The sequence below is a fragment of the Amycolatopsis sp. PSD-21 genome (genome assembly GCF_055561455.1).
Map to the genome: position 1 here is coordinate 6,182,975 of NZ_CM145712.1, position 19,744 is coordinate 6,202,718.

At 71.6% G+C, this 19,744-nt stretch carries 16 protein-coding genes; 1 reads left to right on the forward strand and 15 read right to left on the reverse strand.

What is annotated here, in order from left to right; genetic code table 11:
• Nucleotides 1-61 precede the first annotated feature (61 nt).
• Genes ACZ1DY_RS28945 through ACZ1DY_RS28970 form a run of 6 tightly spaced genes read right to left on the reverse strand, consistent with a single transcriptional unit; the run spans nt 62 to nt 8,426 of the window.
• On the reverse strand, nt 62-2,203 hold the full coding sequence (locus ACZ1DY_RS28945; protein ID WP_465481514.1) for a transglutaminase TgpA family protein: 2,142 nt from the start codon (nt 2,201-2,203) through the stop codon (nt 62-64).
• The gene (locus ACZ1DY_RS28950) at nt 2,182-3,354 is read right to left on the reverse strand and encodes a DUF58 domain-containing protein (RefSeq protein WP_465481515.1); all 1,173 of its coding nucleotides are present in this window, start codon (nt 3,352-3,354) and stop codon (nt 2,182-2,184) included. The genes ACZ1DY_RS28945 and ACZ1DY_RS28950 overlap by 22 nt, the downstream gene beginning before the upstream one ends.
• Before the next feature lie 6 nt (nt 3,355-3,360).
• Nucleotides 3,361-4,314: an AAA family ATPase gene (locus ACZ1DY_RS28955; protein WP_257485568.1), complete on the reverse strand. Its 954-nt coding sequence runs from the start codon at nt 4,312-4,314 to the stop codon at nt 3,361-3,363.
• Nucleotides 4,315-4,336: 22 nt separating this feature from the next.
• Complete coding sequence (locus ACZ1DY_RS28960) at nt 4,337-6,436, reverse strand: fibronectin type III domain-containing protein (RefSeq protein ID WP_465481516.1); 2,100 nt, start codon at nt 6,434-6,436, stop codon at nt 4,337-4,339.
• 29 nt (nt 6,437-6,465) lie between these two features.
• On the reverse strand, nt 6,466-7,761 hold the full coding sequence (locus tag ACZ1DY_RS28965; protein WP_465481517.1) for a sensor histidine kinase: 1,296 nt from the start codon (nt 7,759-7,761) through the stop codon (nt 6,466-6,468).
• Nucleotides 7,758-8,426 carry a response regulator transcription factor gene (locus tag ACZ1DY_RS28970; protein WP_465481518.1) on the reverse strand — a complete coding sequence of 223 codons (669 nt, stop codon included), beginning with the start codon at nt 8,424-8,426 and terminating at the stop codon, nt 7,758-7,760. Before ACZ1DY_RS28970 ends, ACZ1DY_RS28965 begins: the two co-directional genes overlap by 4 nt.
• A 68-nt stretch (nt 8,427-8,494) precedes the next feature.
• Between ACZ1DY_RS28970 and ACZ1DY_RS28975 the strand changes: the two genes are divergently transcribed.
• Nucleotides 8,495-9,202: a response regulator transcription factor gene (locus tag ACZ1DY_RS28975; RefSeq protein ID WP_465481519.1), complete on the forward strand. Its 708-nt coding sequence runs from the start codon at nt 8,495-8,497 to the stop codon at nt 9,200-9,202.
• A 318-nt stretch (nt 9,203-9,520) separates the two neighbouring features.
• Here ACZ1DY_RS28975 and ACZ1DY_RS28980 read toward each other — a convergent pair whose 3' ends face one another.
• From ACZ1DY_RS28980 to ACZ1DY_RS29020, 9 genes are read right to left on the reverse strand one after another with little or no spacing between them, the layout of a single operon-like run.
• A complete protein-coding gene (locus ACZ1DY_RS28980) occupies nt 9,521-10,981 on the reverse strand; it encodes a class I adenylate-forming enzyme family protein (protein WP_465481520.1) in 1,461 nt (486 codons plus the stop codon).
• Nucleotides 10,978-12,351 carry a CoA transferase gene (locus ACZ1DY_RS28985; protein WP_465481521.1) on the reverse strand — a complete coding sequence of 458 codons (1,374 nt, stop codon included), beginning with the start codon at nt 12,349-12,351 and terminating at the stop codon, nt 10,978-10,980. Before ACZ1DY_RS28985 ends, ACZ1DY_RS28980 begins: the two co-directional genes overlap by 4 nt.
• Nucleotides 12,348-13,139 carry a class I SAM-dependent methyltransferase gene (locus ACZ1DY_RS28990; protein WP_465481522.1) on the reverse strand — a complete coding sequence of 264 codons (792 nt, stop codon included), beginning with the start codon at nt 13,137-13,139 and terminating at the stop codon, nt 12,348-12,350. Before ACZ1DY_RS28990 ends, ACZ1DY_RS28985 begins: the two co-directional genes overlap by 4 nt.
• Entirely contained in the window at nt 13,130-14,623 is a 1,494-nt protein-coding gene (locus tag ACZ1DY_RS28995; RefSeq protein WP_465481523.1) for a class I adenylate-forming enzyme family protein, read from the reverse strand. Before ACZ1DY_RS28995 ends, ACZ1DY_RS28990 begins: the two co-directional genes overlap by 10 nt.
• Nucleotides 14,620-15,924, reverse strand: coding sequence for a protoporphyrinogen/coproporphyrinogen oxidase (locus ACZ1DY_RS29000; RefSeq protein WP_465481524.1), 1,305 nt, complete (start codon nt 15,922-15,924; stop codon nt 14,620-14,622). Before ACZ1DY_RS29000 ends, ACZ1DY_RS28995 begins: the two co-directional genes overlap by 4 nt.
• On the reverse strand, nt 15,921-16,847 hold the full coding sequence (locus tag ACZ1DY_RS29005; RefSeq protein ID WP_465481525.1) for a UbiA family prenyltransferase: 927 nt from the start codon (nt 16,845-16,847) through the stop codon (nt 15,921-15,923). The genes ACZ1DY_RS29000 and ACZ1DY_RS29005 overlap by 4 nt, the downstream gene beginning before the upstream one ends.
• The gene (locus tag ACZ1DY_RS29010; RefSeq protein ID WP_465481526.1) at nt 16,844-17,482 is read right to left on the reverse strand and encodes a class I SAM-dependent methyltransferase; all 639 of its coding nucleotides are present in this window, start codon (nt 17,480-17,482) and stop codon (nt 16,844-16,846) included. Before ACZ1DY_RS29010 ends, ACZ1DY_RS29005 begins: the two co-directional genes overlap by 4 nt.
• Nucleotides 17,482-18,603 carry a DegT/DnrJ/EryC1/StrS family aminotransferase gene (locus tag ACZ1DY_RS29015; protein WP_465481527.1) on the reverse strand — a complete coding sequence of 374 codons (1,122 nt, stop codon included), beginning with the start codon at nt 18,601-18,603 and terminating at the stop codon, nt 17,482-17,484. The genes ACZ1DY_RS29010 and ACZ1DY_RS29015 overlap by 1 nt, the downstream gene beginning before the upstream one ends.
• The gene (locus ACZ1DY_RS29020) at nt 18,600-19,664 is read right to left on the reverse strand and encodes a DegT/DnrJ/EryC1/StrS family aminotransferase (RefSeq protein ID WP_257485556.1); all 1,065 of its coding nucleotides are present in this window, start codon (nt 19,662-19,664) and stop codon (nt 18,600-18,602) included. Before ACZ1DY_RS29020 ends, ACZ1DY_RS29015 begins: the two co-directional genes overlap by 4 nt.
• Between the last annotated feature and the right edge of the window lie 80 nt (nt 19,665-19,744).

Genomic DNA, 19,744 nt, shown 5'->3' on the forward strand with positions numbered 1-19,744 from the left:
ACACGTGTCGTCCATCTGATCACGCGTGTCGTCCGTTCAAGCACGCGTGTCGTCCGTCTGATCACGCGGCGCGGGGCGGGAACAGGACCCGGACGTTGACCGCCGCCCGCAGCCTCGCCGCCCAAGATCGGTGCCGGAGTCCTTTTCGGACGGTCCGCACCGCGGCCCAGGCCTCGTGGGCGACGTCCGGTGCCATCCCGGACCACAGCGCGGCGTCGACGGATCTCGCCAGCGAGTGCAGCCCGTCCACTGTGGACTGATCGCCGAAGACGCCCGCGGTGGCGGCCAGATCCCGTACGGTCATCCCGGCGGTCACCCGGAGTCCGTGCGCCCGCAGCCGGTCCCTGGCCTCGGCCCACGCGCCGATCACCGCGTCCCGGCCTTCCTTTCGACGTCGTCGCCAAGCGCGGAACGCGGTCACGCCGGGAACGCCCGCACCCCATAGCACCAGCAGGACCAGGAGCCCGGCGGCGACGACGATCGCCGCTGTCCGCCAGTTCCCCATGCCCGAGCCGGCGTCCTCTTCGGACTCCCCGGGCGGCAGCGGCGGGTTCTCCAGCTTCTGCACCGGCGGCAGCTGGGTCCGCACCTCCGCCACCGCGGCGGCGATCCCGTTCGCGGCCGCGGATCCGCTCTGCGCGGCGGCGCCGGACGGGTCTAGCGGAACCCAGCCCACCTTCGCCACGGCGACCTCCGGCCACGCGATGATGTCGGAGTTGCGGACGACGTGTGTGCCGTCGGCTTCGGCCCGTTCCGGCGCGCGGTAGCCGACGACGAGCCGCGCCGGGATCCCCTTCAGCCTGGCCAGCACCACATACGCGGCGGCGAACTGCTCGCTCGTACCCCGTTTGTCACCGTCGATCAGGAACCGGCGCAGCTGCGGCCAGCCGTGCCCGGTCGGCAGGTCGTCACCCGTGGCGAGCCGGTGGTTTCCGGCGAGGTACCGCTCCAGCGCGACGGCGGTCTGGAACGACGGCCGCAGGTCGGGCGGCAGCACCCGGTCGGCGAGTTCGCCGATCTCCGGGGGAACCGTGCCGAGACCGCCGAGACCACCCGGGAGCGCGGGATCCGTTCCGGCGCCGATCAGGTCTTCCGAGCCGACCTGGGGTTCCCACCAGCCGAGGGTGTACCGGGGTGGCGACGGCTCCGTGGTGACCAGGGTTCCGCGTGTCTCGTCGACGAGCGCGTCGACGCCGGTGACCGACGCGGGCGACGTCTGGCCGGGGAGCCACGGCCCGGACGGAGCCGACATCTCGATCGTGGCCTGGCGCCTGGCGGCCGGGACTTCCGCTCCTGTACGGGGCGGGATTTCCGCGCCGAGACGGCGGAAACCACCACCGGGTAACCAGTTCGAGCCGTCGAACTCGTCCAGCACGGCCAGCGGCCAGCGCCGGGAGGCCGGGGTGTCCCCGGTGTAGCGGAAAACCCGCGGCGACGGATTCTTGGTCCGGTACGCGATCTCGGACAGCGGGCTCGTGACGGACTCTTCGGCCAGCGGGACGGATTCGTCGTCCTTCAAGGAGTACGCGGGGCGCCCGAGCGGATCGGCCACGGCCAGCGCGAGCGCGCCGACGACGCCGAGCACCACGGCTGGCGCGACCAGCTTCAGCAGCCGGGGCAACGCGATCCCCCCGCCGCTGACCAGCAACAGTCCGGCGATGACCGCGTAGCCGATGCCCGTGGCCACCGCGGCGGCGCCGGTCACCGCGACGTAGGCCTGGCTCAGCACCAGGACGAGCAGCCCCGGCACGAGCGCGACCAGTGGCCGGCGCAGCCGGTGCAGCAGTTCGATCCCCAGTACGGCGGCGACCAGGACGGCCAGCGGCACGAACGAGATCAGTTCCGGTTCCGGCCGGGCGGGCCAGGTCGTCCGCAGGGTCAGCTGCCAGCCGTCGACGGCCCCGGCGGCGAGCACCGCGAGCGTCTCCCCCGTCGGGATCCCCGCCGCGGTCGTTCCGGGCAGCGCCGTCGCGATCACCGCGAGCAGCCCCGCCAGTACCGCGATCACCGGCCGCCACGGCACCGTCTTCGGGAACCGCCTGCCGAGTTCGGAGACGCCGTACGTCACCAGAACCACCGCGCCGATCGGCAGGAGCAGCGCGGTCAAACCGAAGACCGGCGCGAAGAGCAGTCCTCCGATCGCCGCCGCGGCGAGTACGGCCACGTCCGCGATCCGCGGGGTCACGACACCAGCTCGTTCCACCGGTTCACCGCCTCGGCCGCGTCCGCCGCGCTGACCCTCCGGGCGCGGGGGACGCCCTCGACGCCGTGCACGCCGAGCCCGTCCATCCCCAGCCCGTGCGTGCCGACCCCGAGCACGTACACCGACGAGAAATGCGGCCGGACGACCGCGAGCCCGCGCAGGTCCGGCCCGGCCCTGCCGGTCACGACGACCAGGCAGCCACCACGGACTCCCTTGCGGGACAACGAAATCGGGATCATCGGCCGGTCGGCGGCCGGGTCCTGGCCGACCTCGCACAGCACGTCCAGCAGCCGCCTCGCCGCCTGCGCGCCGCCGAAGGTCGTCAGATCCTCGCCGGTCGAGGTGAGCAGGCGGCAGCGGTGCCCGGCCGTCGCCGCCGCGTTGACCAGCGACGCCGCCAGCTCGGCGGCCTCCTCGAATTCGTTCTCCGACAACACCTTCGCCCGGGTGTCGAACAGCAGCGTGAACCGGGGGTGATCGGGATCGACGTAGTCCCTGACCATCAGCTGCCCGGTCCGGGCCGTGGCCTTCCAGTGCAGGTGACGGACCTCGTCCCCCACGACGTACTCGCGCACGTCCCGCAGATCCGCCGAACCGTGCAGCGAATCGTCGGTCGTCGGCCCGTCGTGATGGTGGCGGGGATGACCGGTCGCGAGCGCGCGCACGGGATGCAGTTTCGGGTAGACCCACAGCGTCGCGGTGTCACCGGCCGGAAGAGGGCGCCGGACCAGGCCGAGCGGGTCGGCACGCTCCAGGATCAAGGGCCCGACCGTGAACCGCCCGCGCCGCCGCGTCGGCAGTTCGTAATGGTAGGTCGCCTCGCCGCCCGGTGGCAGCGGGCGAACCGTGACGGCCAGTTCGGCACCGTGCTCCCCGTGCTCCCGCGCCGTGAACCCGGCCTGCCGCCGCGTCCCCGGATTCCCGACCAGCAGCCGGGCCATCGCCGGGCGTCCGCGTTCGACGCGGTCCGGGAACACGTCGCGCCGCACCTCGACCCGCGGGCGCCGGATCGCCAGCGCCACCCCGGCGAGCAACGCGCCCACCGCGGCTCCCGCGAGCACGCGCAGCAGTGGGTATCCGGCCAGTTCGCCCGCGCCGTACAGCAGCACGGCGGCGACGAGCAGTCCGGTACCGCGTCCTGTGAGCCGCATCCTCGCTCAGACCGCGTTGATAGCGGGCGCCGGCGTCGCCGCCAGCGCCTCGTCGACGACGTCGGCCGCGGACCGCTGGTTGAGCTCGGCGTCGGCGGTGAGCACCAGACGGTGGGCCAGCACCGGTTTCGCGATGAACTTGATGTCGTCAGGCGTCACGTAATTGCGGCCGTCGGTGGCCGCGATCCCTTGCGCCGCACGGACGAGGGCGATGCTCCCGCGCGGGCTCGCGCCGTACCGGACCGCCGCGTGATCCCGGGTCGCCGCGGCCAGCCGGACCGCGTACGAACAGATCGCGGGATCGAGGTAGGCGTCCCGCACCTGGTCGATGGCACGGCGCAGGGTCTCCAGGTCGACGACTGGGCCCAGCTCGTCCGGGCTGACCCGCGCGCAGTCGCTCATGAGCACCCGGACCTCGGAGTCGTGATCGGGGTAGCCGACGGAGATCCGCATCATGAACCGGTCGAGCTGCGCTTCGGGCAGGCGATAGGTGCCCTCCATCTCGATCGGGTTCTGCGTGGCGACCACCAGGAACGGATGCGGTACCTCGTGCGGCACGGAATCGACCGTCGCCCGCCGCTCCGACATCACCTCGAGCAGCGCGGACTGGGTCTTGGGCGTGCCGCGGTTGATCTCGTCCGCGAGGACGATGTTGGCGAAGATCCCGCCGGGGTGGAACTCGAACTTCTCGTTGTTCTGGTGGTAGACCATCACCCCGGTCACGTCACCGGGCAGCAGGTCGGGCGTGAACTGGATCCGGTTCCAGCTCCCGCCGATACTGCGGGCGAGACACCGGGCCAGCGTCGTCTTCCCCAGGCCAGGGACGTCCTCGATCAGCAGGTGTCCTTCGGACAGCAAAGCCGCGATCGCGAGCCGGACGACGTCCGGCTTGCCGCGCAGCACGCGCTGCACGTTCTCGGCGACCGCCTGGTAGACCCCGGTCGCGGTCGGCTGGTTCATCGTGCCCCCTGTTTCGTGCCCGTCATTTCCAGGTGATCGTCTTCGTGATCGGGTCGTAGGAGTTGGGATACAGCGTCACGGTGACCTGATCACCCGTGGCGCCGGGATAGCGGACGAGATCCGTGCCGGTGTTGTGCTGGCCGGTGAGCTTGATCGTGAACTCGTCTTCCCACCCGGGTCCGCGGACGACGACCTTGAGCGTGGCGTTCCAGTTGGAGCTCTCGGTGATCGTCCTGGCCACCAGCCGCACCATCCCGTTCCGCTGGGTCACCTCGATGTCCGGCCGTCCCTTCGGCGTCGTCGGATCGTCCCCCGCCGGGCCGTTGCCCGCGGCGCTCATGGCCTCGACGTAGAACCGGAGTTCGGTGCCCACCAACAGGAAGTCGGCCACGTACTGCCGAGCCGACGGCCCCACGGTGTCCTCGCCGCAGTCCGGCGGGTCGTGCGGTTGATTCGGGCCTTCGCTGTCCGGGCACCAGTAGATCCGGTAGCCGGTGATCGGCGAGCCGTTCGCGGTCGCGGGTGTCCAGGTGATGAGCGCGCCGCCGTTGCCCTGCGGTTGCGCGGCGACGTTGCCAGGGGCGCTCGGCGGCTTCGGCACCGCCGGGGTCACCGGTGCGGAACTGGCACCGGGCCCCGTGCCCGCACGGTTGATCGCGGCCACGGTGAAGACGTACGAGGCACCGTTCGTCAGCCCGGTGATCGACGCCGTCCGCGCGCCGCCGCCGACCATGGTCTCACCGCCGGACCAGGTCACCCGGTAGCCGGTCACGGCGGCGCCGTTCGCGGCCGCGGCGTTCCACCGCACGGTCGCGGAGGCATTGCCCGGTGTGGCCGTCACCGACCGCGGCGCGCCCGGTGGGCTCGCCGCGACGGGCGGGGGCCTCTTCGTCGGCTGCGGCACGACCGGCCGGTCCGGTTTCCCGGCCGGCGCGGGCGGCGGCTGGGGCTGCGTGACAGGTCCTCGCGTGTCCGGAGGGTTCTGGGGCGGCGGCGGAGCCACCGGTTTCGGATCCTGGGCGGGATCGGGAGCACCGGTCACCGGGACCTCGTTCACCGCACCGTCGTGCTCCACCACCAGCACGTGGGAACCGTCCACGCCGTCGACGTAGACCCTGGAGTCCTGGCCGCGCACCGGGGGCCTGCCGCCCTCGCCGGGGATCGGTTTCTTGTCCCGCTCCCGGCCGTCACGGTCGTAGGTGCGCAGTGTCTTGCTGGTGCGGTCGACCACCGCGACGGCGGTCCGCGAGGCGGCGACGCCCGCGTAGTCACCCGGCGGAAGGCCGACGGTCACCGGAGGGGTCTTGTTCTGTGGCGCGGCGTCCACCAGATGCAGCCGCGACCCCTGCGGATCGAGGATCGCCACCCTGCCCTCGACGTCGTTCGACGCCGCGACCGCGGTCTCCGGGACCTCGACGCCGAGCTTCACCGGATCCCCGAGGCCGGTGACGGCGACCGTCCGCGCGGTGTCGTCGGTGGTGTCCACGAACATCGCGGTGTCGCCGACGACGGTGAGGGAACCCTTGTGTCCCTGGGGAATCACGAAGGGGCAGGACAGCCGCTCCGAACCGGGAGCCAGTTCGCACAGCAGCCCGGTGTCGAGCCGGTGCAGCCAAAGGCGCCCGTCCGGGGTCGCGACCGGGGTCCCCAGCGGTCCCCCCGCCTTGACGGTGACGGCGTGCTCGCCGAAGCGGCTCACCGTCCCGGCTGCGCGGTAGACGGCGTATGGCCCGCCGCGGACTTCGAGGGTCACCGGACGTTCGGGAGCGGGCGCGGGATGGCTGCCTTCGACCGACAACGTCGACTTGCCGAACTCGATGTTCTTCGAAGGGCCGACGACGTATCCCTGGGTCGGGCCCTGCACGACCTGGCTGTCCTTGTCCGCGCCCGGGACGCTCACTTCGGCGTCCGCCCGTTTGCCCGCGCCGTCGATGTGGAACGCCTTGCCGAGCACGGAGTTGTAGATCCAGTGCCCGGTCGGCACCACGTCCAGCCCGGGCAGCGGTTTCGAGGCGCCGCCCACGGCGATGCCGACCACCGCGACACAGCCCGCGACGATCAACGCGATCGGAGCCCTTGCCCGCCAGCGCGCCCCGGCGGTCCCCTTACCTGCACGGATCACATCCGGCAGGGTAACCCGTTCGTTCGGCGTCATGGCTTGTCCACCGGTCCCATCGGCAACGCGAGCTCGAAGATCGCCCCGCCCTCGTCGCGGTTGTAGAGACGCAGCGTGCCGCCATGGATGTCGGCGACCCACTTGACGACGGCGAGGCCGATCCCGGTCGATCCGCCGCCGCTGACGAAACGTTCGAACAGTTCCGCCGCCCCCTCCGGATCGACGCCGGGACCGCGGTCGGCGATGATCACCCTGCCGTCGAGCACGGTGACCTGGATGTCGGCCTCCTCGCCGGGCGCGCGGCCGTGGTTCACCGCGTTCCCGATCAGGTTCGCGACCGCGCGCCGCAGCAACGTCGCGTCGCCCTCGACGCGGGTCGGCGCGGAGGTGACCGAGATCCGGGCGCCGTCGGCGGGCATGTCCTCGACGACCATCTCGACCAGTTGATCGAGCATCAACGGCTCCATGGCCGGTTTCTCGACCCCGGCGGTCATCCGGGCACGACTCGGCCAGAGATCGATGATGTCGCCCATCATCGAGGCGAGCCGGATGGTCCTCGGCAACATCTCGGCCTGTGCGGCCGGGTTCCGCGACGCCGTCTCGGCCAGCGCGCGCAGGCCCGCCACCGGCGTCTTGAGGTCGTGCACGACGCCGTCGAGCAGCTGGGAAACCCCGTCCAGCAACGACTTCTGCTGTTCCAGCGCCGCGGTCGCCGGCCGCATGGCGCGTCCCGCGATGAAGTATCCGGCCGCGCCGAGCCCGAGCACCAGGAGCACGCAGCCGCCGATCACCAGCAGCGTCCACTCGTCGTGCCGCTCGTCGACGACCTCGGCGTCGGCCACCACGACGACGGCGCCGACGATCTGCTGCGAGGTGTCCTTGATCGGATCGGCGGCGACGTACACGGACCGGCCGGCGGCCGTCTTCTCGTAGCCGGTCTTCGAAAGGTTCGTGCCGGTTGCCTCGGTCGCGAGCCGGTTCAGCAACGCGTCGTCGACGGGGACGCACTCGCGTTCGCCGCGGTAGGGCTCGAAGCGCGGGGCGGTGCCGGGGAGGACGGCGAACTGCGGGCACTGCTCGTTCACCGTGTCGGTGCCGATGTAGGCGGTGACGATCGCGCCGCCGTCCGCCGCGATCAGCCTGGCCAGCGTCGCGGAGACCTGGCGGACGTCGCTGTCGAGCCGCTGCCTGCCCTGATCGGCGTCCGCCTCGATCAGCAGCCACGCCAGCACCACCAGGCCGACCGCGTTCATCGCGGTGAACAGCAGCGTCAGCAGACCGCGGAGCCGTCGCAGCCGCCCGGTCGAGGTGTCGGTCGAAGTGCCGGTCACGAGAGCCGGAACCCGACTCCGCGCACCGTCTCCACCGGATCGGGCTCGCCCAGTTTGCGGCGCAGCCGTTTGACGACGGCGTCGACGACGTTGGCCGTGGGCTCGTTCTCGAGGTCCCAGCAGTGCTCGACGAGATCCGCCCGGGACACCGCCATCCCGGGACGGGTCGCGAGGTATTCGAGGATCGCGAATTCACGGTTGCTCAAGGAGAGCAGCACGCCGCCCCGGCGGACCTCGCAGCGCGCGAAATCGACTTCGAGGTCGGCGTGGCGCAACACCGGCGGCCTGCTGTCCCGGCGGCGGCACAGGTTCATCACCCGAGCCAGCAGCTCCGCCATCACGAAGGGTTTGACCAGGTAATCGTCCCCGCCGTGTTCGAATCCCTCGATCCGGGCGCTGCTCGAATCCAGCGCGGTCAGGAACAGCACCGGCACGGCCCAGCCCCGCCGCCTGCGCTCGTCGACGAAACCGATGGCGTCACCGTCGGGCAGCATCCGGTCGAAGACCGCGCAGTCGTGCGCTCCGGTCGCGCCGAGCGCCGCGGCCGCGGCCGCCAGCGAACCGGCGGCGTCCACGGTGAACGAGGCGGCGCGCAACTCGGCGGACACCGCCATCCGGATGTCCTCGTCGTCCTCGACGACCAGCACCCTCGCGTTCATCGGCATCCAATCCTCGCACCAGAGAGGGAGGTCATGGGGTCACCGTGGGAGATTAGCGCCCTGCGCTCCGCTGAATGGGCGATCACCCCGATCCGGCCGCCCGGCGGCTCGGCTACCTTGGCCGTGTGCGGATCCTGGTCATCGAAGACGACGAAGCGCTCCGGTCGTCTGTGCACTCGTCCCTGCGTTCCGCCGGGTTCGCCGTCGACGCGGTGGACGATCTCCGCCCCGCCGACGAGGCCCTGTTCGTCAACGCCTACGACTGTGTGGTGTTCGACCGGATGCTCCCCAGCGGCGACGCGCTGGACTACGTCGAGCGGAAACGCGGCACCGGCTGGACGACCCCCGTGCTGTTCCTGACCGCGCTGGGCGACCCCGATCAGCGCGTCGCCGGTTTGCGGCGCGGCGGCGACGACTACCTCGAAAAACCTTTCGCCATCGCGGAAATGGTGGCGCGCGTGCGCAGCCTCTGCCGCCGCGGCCGGGTCCCGCTGCCGTCGGTGCTGCGGGCCGCGGACCTCGAACTGGACACCGGACGGCACGAGGTCCGGCGCGACGGGGTCCTGCTGAGCCTGACCCGCACGGAATTCGCCGTGCTGCGCTGCCTGCTGGAGAACGCGGGCCGTCCGGTTTCCCGCGATCAGCTCATCAGGGCGGGCTGGGACGAGGTGGCCGATCCGACGTCCAACGTCCTCGACGTCCTGCTGACGAGCCTCCGGCGGAAGCTGCTGAAGCCGCCGCTGATCACCACGGTGCCGAGGGCCGGTTACCGCATCGGCTGACCTCGCCGTCCGGACGTCATCGCTGCGCAACTCGCCACCTGTTTCGTACACCTCGGGCCGATGCCGCCGTCGGGGGCGGTGAATCGTCTCGATGATGGCGGACGCCGGTTCATCGGCGGTTCATTCACGGCCGAGGGCGCTGTCGGTGTTGTGAAGGGGACTTTCGCCGCATCGGATGCCCTGGTGCCGCCGCCCTTGCGCGAGCCCCCGGCGGAGGTGTCGCGAAAGCCACTTTCGGGACGTCTGATGTCCCGAAAGTGGCTTTCGCGACACGCCTTGGCCGGGAGGCACGCGTCGGCGAGGTGGTGAAGGAGCCCTTCAAGGACGAGCAGCGCGGCGAGCCGCGAGATCGGCCAGCGTGCGATGGCACGTCTTGCCGGTGCGGCCCAGCGGGAGCTCGGGAAGGGTGACCAGCAACTCCGGCAGCTTCCGCGCGGCGAGGCCGTTGGCGGTGAGGAACGCGGTCAGCTCGGGCAGCGTCGGCGAGTGGCCGTTCCTGGGCGCCACGCAGGCGCAGAGCCGTTCCCCCAGTTCGGCGTCCGGTACCGCGACACAGGCGACCTCCCTGATCGCGGGATGTTCGCCGAGCGTGCGCTCCACCTCCGCCGGGCTGATCGTGTATCCGCCGCGGATCACCACGCGTTTGCTCCGGCCGGTGACGTGGAGCCTGCCGCGCTCGTCGAAACGGCCGTTGTCGCCGGTCCGCACCCAGCCGCCGCTGGGCCGGTACGCGGCGTCCAGTTCCGGCGCGGCGACGTAGCACAGCGGTGTCATCGGGCCGCGCGCGTGGATTTCGCCGTCGACGATCCGGATCTCGCATACCGCGGGATCCGGTACGCCGACACCGTTCTCCGGTTGCGTCGTATGACAGTTGACGCCGTCGGACGAGCCGTAGACATCGACCATCTCGACGCCGAACCGCTCACGGCACGCGGCCAGCGTCGAAGGGGGCAGTGTGTCGCCGCTCGAGACGATGGCCGCGAGCCCGGCGGTGTCCACCGTGGCGGGATGGTCGGCCATGCGCCGCCACATCGCGGGTACGGCGAACACGTGGGTCGGGCGGTGTTCGGTGATCAGTCGCAGCGCCGCGCCCGCTTCGAAGCGGCGCGTCAGGATCAGCGTGCCGCCGAGCCGGCACAGCGTCACCGGCACCGCGAACGAGCCGAATCCCGACGTCGGCGAGACCAGGACGAGGTCGCGGGGAACCTTCGTGTCGCCGTGGACGGCACGGAGGTAGTTCGCCCGCCCGCCGGCGAAGGCGTTGTGCGAGTAGGCGACCATCTTCGGCGCCGACTCCGAACCGGACGACACCAGTATCCGCGCCGGTGCCTCCGGATGCGGACGGACGACGTGCGTCGCTTGGCGCGATTCCCCTGCCACCCGCCCGTTCTCGACGACGAACCGCACGCGCGCGCGGTCGAGGAGGTCGTCCGAGCCCGGCGGCAACGGCAGCACGACGGCACCGAGCGCGAGGACGGCCAGTTCCGCGACCACCGCGGCCCGTCCGGTGGGTTCCCGCACCCCGACGATCTCCGCCGAACCGCATCCGGCGGCCGCCAGGCGCGCTGCCAGCTCCCGTGCCGCAGCGTCCAAGCGCGCGTAATCGAGCGAGCCTTCGTCGTCGATCACCGCCGTGCGAAGTGGATGCTCGCGCACCCGCTCGCCGAAGAGCGAGTACAGATCCCTGTCCGGGCAGTGTCCACATCGGACCCATTCGCGGCGGAGCCCGGCGGGCACGAGGTCGCGCAGCACCACCCCGGTCGCGGAAACCCAGGTCATGACGTGAATTCCCACGGCGACGCGACGAGCACACAGTCGTCGTGGATCAGCGCGCGGGAAAAGCGGGGATCCGCGGCGAGTGCGGTGAGGTCGTCGCACACCGGCACGGTCAACGGACGGTCACAGCGCCGCCGGGCTCCCGCGTTGAGCCTGCTGGCCGCGGACAGGAGCGACGAGTCGACCCGCGTCGCGCCGCGCGCCAGGGCCGTCACGATGCCGTGTGCGCAGACGACCCCGCCGAACACGTCGACGATCGTCATCAGCGACGGCGGGACGCCCGCGTGGGCCTGCACGACGAAATCCGTGCCCACCGGCGGTTCCGGCCCCAGCTCGGTGCCCCATCCCGACGCGTGCGCGTACAGGATCCCCGGCCGGGCACGCGCCAGATCGAGTGCGCTCAACGACCACCGCCCGGCCTTCCCGGGCGCCCAGTTGTGCAGGAACACGTCGGCCCCGACGGCGAGGTCGAGCAAATGGCCCCTGCCGTCCCGGGTGCTCAGGTCGATCTCGATGACCTCCTTGCCGTCGTTGAGCGCACGGAACCTGGCCGACGCGTCGCCGGCGATCGGCGGGACCCACCGCAGCGGATCGCCACCCGGCGGCTCGATCCGCAGCACCGTGGCGCCGAGCAGCCGCAGCAGGTGCCCGGCCAGCGGGCCCTGTACCCGGCGGCAGGATTCGAGCACCACCAGACCGGACAACGGCAGCGGCATCGACGGCCTGGCAGGCCGGTGCCCGCGGCCCAGCCCGCTCACCACGAACGCGGGCAGCCGGTCGAGTCTCCGATCCGCCACCCTCACGAGCGTCATCCCGGTGCGGACCGCGATCCGCTCCGCCGCCGCGATCGGGCGTGCCGCGAGCGCTTCCGACAGCCGAGGCGGCAGTGGGCAGGTCGCGGTCGCGAAGCGCTGCACGAAGGGCCGCCAGGCACTGGAGATCACCCGCCCGTCGACGCCGAGTTCCCGCCAGAACCGTTGCCACACCGCCGGATCGAGCGTCTCGATCTCGTAGGCGACGCCGTCGGCCGAGCGGAAAGGCGGACCACCGGGGAAGAAGTCCTCGGTATGGTCGTCTTCGGCCGTCGCCGCCGCCAGATATTGGGAAATCGCCAGCAAAGCAGCCTGCGCCAGCGAAGTGGACACGCCCCGAAGCGGGAGCCCTCGGTCACGAGCGAGCGCCAGCGCGACGCCGCCCAGTTCGGCGAGTTCGGCCGCGAGGATGGACGCGTAGTCGAGCCCGAGCGGGGTCGGCCTGCCGAAGCGCCGGCCGTGGACGTGCATGATCCCGCAGGCCGCCTGCACGTCGAGCTCACCGGCCAGCGGCAGGTCGACCGGACCCGCGACGGTCACGGCGTCCACCTCGGTGATCATTCGGGACGCCTTCCCTGCACGGAGTACAGCACGCACGACGAGGCCCGGAACCCCGGATCCGCTATGACCGCACGCACCTCGGCGAGTTCGCCGTCGGTCATCCCCGCGGCGAGCAACCGGTCCCGCAGATGACGGGTGTGGTGGATCAGCAGCCGCACACCGGGCGAGCCCGCCCGCCACGGGAAGATCAGGGGAACCGGGTCGACGTCGACCAGGCCCGCGCCGGCCATCGACGCGGCGACGCGGCGGCCCCAGGTGCCGTCCCCGCCCGCGGTCTTGAACGTCTTTTCCTTGGCCGCCAGGAACTTCTCGTAGACACTCGCCGCGCGGGCATCGGGTGCGAGCAGCACCGGACCGTAGGAGATGTCGAACTCGTCGATCTGCATCCAGCCGCCCGGTTTCAGTGCCCGCGCCAGTTTCCGGAGGACGGCCTCCCGCTCCGGCAGATGCTGCAGGACCAGGCGGGCGTGGACGAGGTCGAACCCGCCGCCCGGCAACGGATCGTGGACGACGTCGTGCCGGAGGACGGTCAGTCCCGGCCCGGTCCCGATGTGATCGGGTTTGATGTCGGTCGCCAGCACCGATCCGGTCGGCGCCACCCTCGCGGCGAGCCACCGCGCCACGCCGCTGCCGCCCGCGCCGACTTCGAGGCAGGACCAGCCCTCTCGCAAGCCGGTCCGCTCCAGCCGCTCGAAGGTGGCCGGGTCGTACGCCTCGGAGAGGCACCGATGCTGCTCGGTCGCGTGCCCGCTGTGGTTGTCGAACACGTAGGCCGTCGTCACGTCCACCTTCCCGATCCGTTCGTGGCGGCCGTCCCGGTCAGCCGCTCCAGCAGTTCCAGCCGCCGCACCTTCCCGGTGCCGGTGCGCGGGACGTCGTCCCACGCGAGCGTCACCGGCTCCCCCATCGGCGGCAGATCGGCCACAGCGGCCCGCCACCGCGCGGGATCCAGCCCGGTGTCGGTCACGACGACCGGGATCGGCGCCCGCCCCGCCGCGGAAAGCACGACGCATTCGGCGATGGCCGGAAGCCGGTCCTCGATCGCGTCCTCCACCGAGAGGCAGCTCAGCCCGGGGACGCTGTCGACCTCCCGATCGAGCAGAGTCACCACGCCGGTCCGGCTCACCACGCCGAGATCGCCGGTGTTCCACCACGCTCCGTGCGCCTTGGCCGCCCAGCGGTCCTGTTCGCCCACGTAGGCCACGCAGCGAGCCCGAGTGCGTGCCAGGAGAAGCCCCGGCGTGCCCCGCGGGACCGGCTCGATGGTCTCCGGGTCGACGACCCGCAGCCTGGCGAGGCCGGGCAGCGGCCTGCCGATGTCCCGCGTCGCCCGCACGGAGTTCCTGGTGAAGAACCGGAACGAGAGGGGGCCGGTCTCCGATTGACCCCAGCCTTCCATCCACAGTGGACGGTTTCGGCGGGTGGCGTTCAGCATGGTCCTGATCACCGGTGGGTGCACGGCGTCGTAGGTGCTGACGAACCGCCGCACCCGGCGGAACGGATTCTCCGGTGACCGCGCGAGTGGCCGCCAGCGCACGAAGGTCGACGGGAGGGCCTCGATGACCGTCGGCCGATGCCGTCCGAACACCCGCGCCGCCGAGGCGGGCTCGCTCAGGATCACGATCTCCCGTGGAGCGAGGCACAGCGCCGACGCCGTCCAGCAGAACGTCCGGCCGTGCGCGTAGGCGCTAGCGTTGCCCAGGACGTCGTCACGCCGGACGCCGAGGACGGGCCAGCGGATCGCCTCCGGCCGGGCCAGCCGGTCGATGATCGTCCGCGTCGTGTGGACCACCAGCTTCGGTGTCCCGGTGGTCCCCGACGTATGGCAGATCAGCAGCGGTTCGTCGGGGTGCCTCCGGTACGGCTCCGGCGGCGGGGCGGCGGCGAAACCGTCGATGGGCAGGACCCGGTCTCCGCGCAGCGACGGCCGGTCGGTGACCACGACCGCGGCGTCCAGCCGTTTCAGCAGGATTTCCAGCGTGTCGTCCGGCAGATGCCCGGACAGTTTCGCCGCGACCGCCCCCAGCCGTGCCGCGGCGCACGCCAGCAGGTCGTAGTCCCAGTGGTTCCGCTTGACGATGGCGACCCGGTCCCCCGGCCGCACACCGGCTTCGGACAGCCATCCCGCCGCGTCCCGCACCAGTTCGGCGAGCCCGGCGACCGAGTGGACGGTTCCGCGCTCGGGCGCGATGTCGAAGGGCCGGTCGAGGCGCACCGTCGTCCGCGTGCGCGCGCATTCGTCGAACAACGTTCCCATGTCGTGCGGTTTCATCCGGCTCGTTCCTCCTGGACGGGACACGCGATCCGCTCGGTCAGGCGCCGCGCGGCCCGGACGCCCGAGCGGACGGCGGCTTCGCTGCACGGGCACAGGAACACCCAGTCGCCCGCGTAGTCGACGACGCCCCGGCCGAGCTCCGCCTCGAAGGCGGAACGCAAGGCGAGCGCTCGTGGTGTCGCCTCGGGCGCCGCGTGCCGCACCCGCCGGATCAGGGCGCGGCGGGTCGCCGCACGCAGGCCCGGAACGAGGCGCTCGGCCGCGTCGGTCAAGCGGGTCGCCACGTCCTCGTCGGTGGCGGCCAGCAGCTCCGGCACCGCGTCCGGATGGGCCATGACCGTGACCAGGCCGCGGCTCGCGGGCGCGCGGCCGGGATGCTTCAGATGGTCGAAGATGATCGTGGCCACCGTGCCGTTCTCCGCGGTCGGCACGATCACGGCGTAGTCGGGCCCGCCGAGCGGGCGATCGAGCAGCAGATGCGCTTTCACCACCGGCGTGAACGAGCAGGCGGCGAGGAAAGCCGACCCGTGTCCCGGATGCAGCTCGGCCGCGACGGGGGCGGGCACGGCCAGCACCACGGCCTTCGCGCTGATTTCGCGCGTACCGCTGGTGATCCGTGCCGCGGAACCGTCGTCGACGACCTGATCGACGCGGAAACCCGTGCTGACGTCGACCTTCTCGGCGAGAGCCCGGGCGAAGGTGTCCATTCCGTCGCGGTACGCCCGCCACGTCGGCGGCGGGCCGACCGAGGTGAGCAGGGCGAGCAGGGGCGCGGCCGCCGAACGCGCCGGATCCCAGCCGAAGAACCCGGAGACGACCGGCTGCAGCAGGTAGTTCAGCAGATCCGGGTGGTGCGGCGCGGCGAAGTCCGCGACGGTGCGGCCGCCCAGCCGCGAGATCTCCGGCCGTTCGGGGTCGAACTCGCCCCGCATCGCCCGCACCCCGCCCAGCCGGGCCCGCAGCGACAACCCCGCTCCGGTGAGCAGTCCCCTGGTCTCCGCGACGCCGGACCTGGGTCTGCCTCGCCACATCGCGATGCCGCGTCCGATCCGGGGAGCGTCGGCGGCGTCGATGCCCAGCTCCGCCAGCAGCCGCCAGGTCTCGCGATACCCCCGCTCGGCCATCTGCTCGGCGCAGGTGTCGATCAGGAAGCCGTCCTCGCGCACCGTCGTCATCCGGCCGCCGACCACGTCGGCCGCTTCGAACACCCGCACCTCACGCCCGGCCTTGCCGAGCTCGTACGCGGTGGTGAGCCCGGCGACGCCGGCGCCGACCACCGCCACCTCGACATCGGTCACGTGATCACGACCAGGTTGACCACGACCAGGCTCAGCACGGTCATCCGGTGGATGTGGATGCCGAGTTTCCTGGCTCGCATGATGTCGTCCTGAACGAACCCGAGCCAGAGCTGCCGGATCCGCGCCACGAGGGTCGGGAGCAACGCGAGGGGGAACCACCACGGGCCGCCGAGTGCGGGCACGGCGAAGATCAGCGCGAACTCCGCCGCCGACACGGCGACCACGAAGTACATGTTGCCGCGCGGAGTGGTCAGCGCCGCGACCGTCGGCCTGCCGACCCGCCGGTCGCCGTCGACGTCGTTGGTGTTGGAGTACACGCCGAACAGCAGCGGTCCCAGCCCGAAGAGCAACGCCTGCGCGAGCGCGAAACCGGTGAACTCGCCCGCCGCGAGGCCGTATGGCGCCAGCACCAGCGCCCAGCCGAGCGCCGCGATGAAGAACTCCTGGAAGCCGTGGTAGCTGAGCTTCACGCCCCAGGAATATTGCAGCGAGAAGAAGTAGGTGACCACAATCAGCACTACTGTCCATAAAGGACGGTGCGGCGCGATCGCGATGGCCGTCAGCCACAGCGCGGCGCCGACGACGCCCGTCACCCAGGCGAACCGCAGCACCTGGCCCTCGTCGAGGGTGCCCGCCACCAGCGGTTTGCGATACCGCTTGCGCTTCGGGTCGTCCGGCGAATAGTTCGTGATGTCGCTGCCGTCCCGGTATCCCGTGAGGTCGTCGAGGGCGACCATCGCCGCGATCACGAACACCTCGCCGAGCAGGAACACCCCGACCGAGGCCAGGACACCGCTGTCGAACCTCGACGCCGGCGCGAGCAGCGTCCACACCACGACCACGCCGAGGTAGTAGTCGACGATGTCGAGTTTCGCGAGCCGGAAATACGCCTTGCCGCGTGTCGCGGCCAGTGTCGCGGTCATCGCCCGTCCAACGCGATCAGCGCGGCGAAGGACCGGTCACCGCCGTAATGCAGGTCGTGCCGTTCGAGCAGCCGGGCGCCCGGGAGCAAGGCCAGGTACTCCTCGACGGTCCGCAACCGCGAGAACCTGCCGACGGGGATGTCCGCCTCCTCGTATTCCACGAGCACGAGATGGCGGGCCGCCGCGGCGATCGCCCGGCACGCTTCGGCGATCTCGTCGTCGTCCAGTACGTGCATCAGCACCCACACGCAGACGGCGACGTCGAACCGCCTGTCCCGCCACGGCAGCCGCTGGATCGTCGTGCGCACGAAGTCCACAGTGGACAGATGCGCGCAGTTCTCCCTCGCCAGCGCGAGCATGCGCGGGGTCATGTCGATCGCCGTCACCGTACGGGCGTGCGCCGCGACCGCCGGGGTGAGCCTGCCCATCCCGCAGCCGATCTCCAGCGCGGCACCGACGTCGCCCAGTGAACGCAGGAGACCGGTGACGAGCCGGATGGTGCGAGTGGTCGTCTCGGCCGCGAGTTCGGCGGGCTGCGAGGCGCGCATGACGCGGGACAGCCCGGCGCGCTCCGCCCGCCTGTGCCATTCCTCGGCGACCTCGCTCGGCGCGGGCGTGCTGGTGATCTGCTGCATCACGGCTCCTTCGCGAACTCGCACACCGCGTCGGCGATGCGTTCCACCTGCTCGTCCGTCAGATGGGGGTAGATGGGTATGGCGAGCGTGCGCCGCGCGGCCAGCTCCGCCGCGGGCCAGGTGTCCGACGGCCGGGTGTACCGCGCGAACGCGGGCTGCCGCGGCAGCGGGGCCGGGTAGTAGACGTGCGAGCCGATCCCCCGCGCCGCCAGGTGGGCACGGAGTTCGTCCCGGCGCTCGACGAGCAGCGAATAGACGTAGTAGCACCGTCCGTCCTTCACCGGGGGCGGCGCCAGCACCCCGCAACCCGCCAGGTCTGCGAAGCGCTCGGTGTAGTACTCCCCGATCCGGGCCCGGCGCGCGAGCCTCCCGGCGAGGCCGGGGAACCGGTACAGCTGGAACGCGGCCATGATCTCGTCGAACCGGCTGTTGTAGCCGACGCGGTGGTAAAGGAACCGGTTCTTGCCGTCCTGGCCGTGATTGCGCAGCATCCGCACGGCCGTGGCGAGTTCCGGATCGTCGGTCACGACCATGCCGCCCTCGCCCGGCATCCCGAACGTCTTCACCTGGACGAACGAGTACACGCCCGCGTCACCCCATCTCCCGGCAGGCGTGCCCGCGAGGCTTCCTCCTTGCGCGACGGCGGAATCCTCCAGCAGCCGCACACCCGCCGCCGTCGCGATCCGGCGCAGCGCGGGCATGTCCGCCATGACCGAGAACATATGCGCCGGCATGATCACCTTGGTCCGCGAAGTGACCAGGCTCGCGACCGCTTCGGGATCGACCACCATGGACCACGGGTCGATGTCGGCGAACACCGGCGTCGCGCCGAGCAAGGCGGGCGCGGCGGCGAGCGGCGCGCAGCCGAACGCGGGCACGATCACCTCGTCCCCCGCGCCGACGTCCATCGCGCGCAGCACCAGCGTCAGCGCCGAAGTCCCACTGCCGCAAGCGATCGCGTCCGCCGCGCCGACGGAGTCACGGATCGCCGCCTCGAAGCGGGCCGTCTGGTCGCCGAGGATGAACTTCTGTTCCGGTGCGAGGCCGACGCGGCGGACGATGTCCAGCAGTTCGGCACGGTCTTCGTCGAAGAGATCGGGCGGGAAGAACGGCAGCGTCATCCACGCCGCCCGCGGTAGAACGCGCGGATCGAGTCGCAGACACGGTCGCAATCCGCGGTGGGCATGTCCGGATACAGCGGGAGGGCGAGGGTGTGACGGCAGGCGTTCTCGGCGTTCGGGAACTCGCCCTTCCGATGGCCGAGCCCGGCGAAGCACGGTTGTTGAGGCAGCGGCGCCGGGTAGTAGATCTCGGTCTCCACACCCTCCGCCGACAGATGCGCCGCCAGGTCGTCGCGCGCGTCGACCTCCACCACGTAGACGTAGAAGACGCTGTCCGGCCGCGCCGACGGCAGCTTGCGCACACCTTCCACGTCCGCGAGCGCCGCGGTGTACCGGGCGGCCAGCTCCGCGCGGCGAGCGATGTCGAGGTCCAGCCTGGTGAGCTTCGCGAGGAGGATGGCGGCCTGGATGTCGTCCATCTTGCTGTTCACGCCGGGCAGGCCGGTCGCCGTCGAGATGGCGGGGAAATCGGCGATCGTGCCGCCGAACCGGCCGTGGTGGCGCAGCGCGTCGACGGTCTCGGCGATCCGCCGGTCGTCGGTGAGGACCGCGCCCGCGTCGCCGAGCGCGCCCAGCGTCTTGGTCGGGAAGAACGACAGCACCCCGCCCGCGCCGAAAAGCCCGGCGTGCTTGCCGCGAAGGCGCATGCCGATGGCCTCCGCGCTGTCCTCCACCACGGTGAGCCCGAGCCGCCGGGCCACGCCGAGGACGCCGTCGATGTCCGCGAGTCGCGAGAACAGATGCGTCGGCATGACGAAGCGGGTGCGCTCCCCCGCGGCGTCCGCCACCGCGGCGGGGTCGATGCCGTACCCGTCCGGCTCGATGTCGGCGAAGACCGGGCGGCCGCCCGCGAGCACGACCGACGTGGCCGACGCCCCGAAGGAGAAGGCGGGGACGACCACTTCGTCGCCCGGCCGCAGGCCCGCCGCCCGCAGCAGCAGGACCAGCGCGTCCGTTCCGCTGTTGACCCCGATGACGAACTTCGCACCGGTGTGACCGGCCAGCGCGGTTTCCAGCTCGGCCACCTTGCGGCCGTGCGAATACTTGCCATTTTCGAACACTTCGAGAATATGTCGTCTTGCGCTGGGCCACGTTCGCTCGAATGTGCTCGATTGGTTGAAAAATGACACCGACAGCGTAC

Coding starts and splice junctions, on each gene's coding strand:
- ACZ1DY_RS28995 (WP_465481523.1), bottom strand. CDS start 14,623: ATGAAACCGCACGACATGGGAACGTTGTTCGACGAATGCGCGCGCACG.
- ACZ1DY_RS29005 (WP_465481525.1), bottom strand. CDS start 16,847: ATGACCGCGACACTGGCCGCGACACGCGGCAAGGCGTATTTCCGGCTC.
- ACZ1DY_RS28985 (WP_465481521.1), bottom strand. CDS start 12,351: ATGATCACCGAGGTGGACGCCGTGACCGTCGCGGGTCCGGTCGACCTG.
- ACZ1DY_RS29010 (WP_465481526.1), bottom strand. CDS start 17,482: ATGCAGCAGATCACCAGCACGCCCGCGCCGAGCGAGGTCGCCGAGGAA.
- ACZ1DY_RS28980 (WP_465481520.1), bottom strand. CDS start 10,981: ATGACCTGGGTTTCCGCGACCGGGGTGGTGCTGCGCGACCTCGTGCCC.
- ACZ1DY_RS29015 (WP_465481527.1), bottom strand. CDS start 18,603: ATGACGCTGCCGTTCTTCCCGCCCGATCTCTTCGACGAAGACCGTGCC.
- ACZ1DY_RS28955 (WP_257485568.1), bottom strand. CDS start 4,314: ATGAACCAGCCGACCGCGACCGGGGTCTACCAGGCGGTCGCCGAGAAC.
- ACZ1DY_RS28950 (WP_465481515.1), bottom strand. CDS start 3,354: ATGCGGCTCACAGGACGCGGTACCGGACTGCTCGTCGCCGCCGTGCTG.
- ACZ1DY_RS28975 (WP_465481519.1), top strand. CDS start 8,495: ATGGGCGATCACCCCGATCCGGCCGCCCGGCGGCTCGGCTACCTTGGC.
- ACZ1DY_RS28970 (WP_465481518.1), bottom strand. CDS start 8,426: ATGCCGATGAACGCGAGGGTGCTGGTCGTCGAGGACGACGAGGACATC.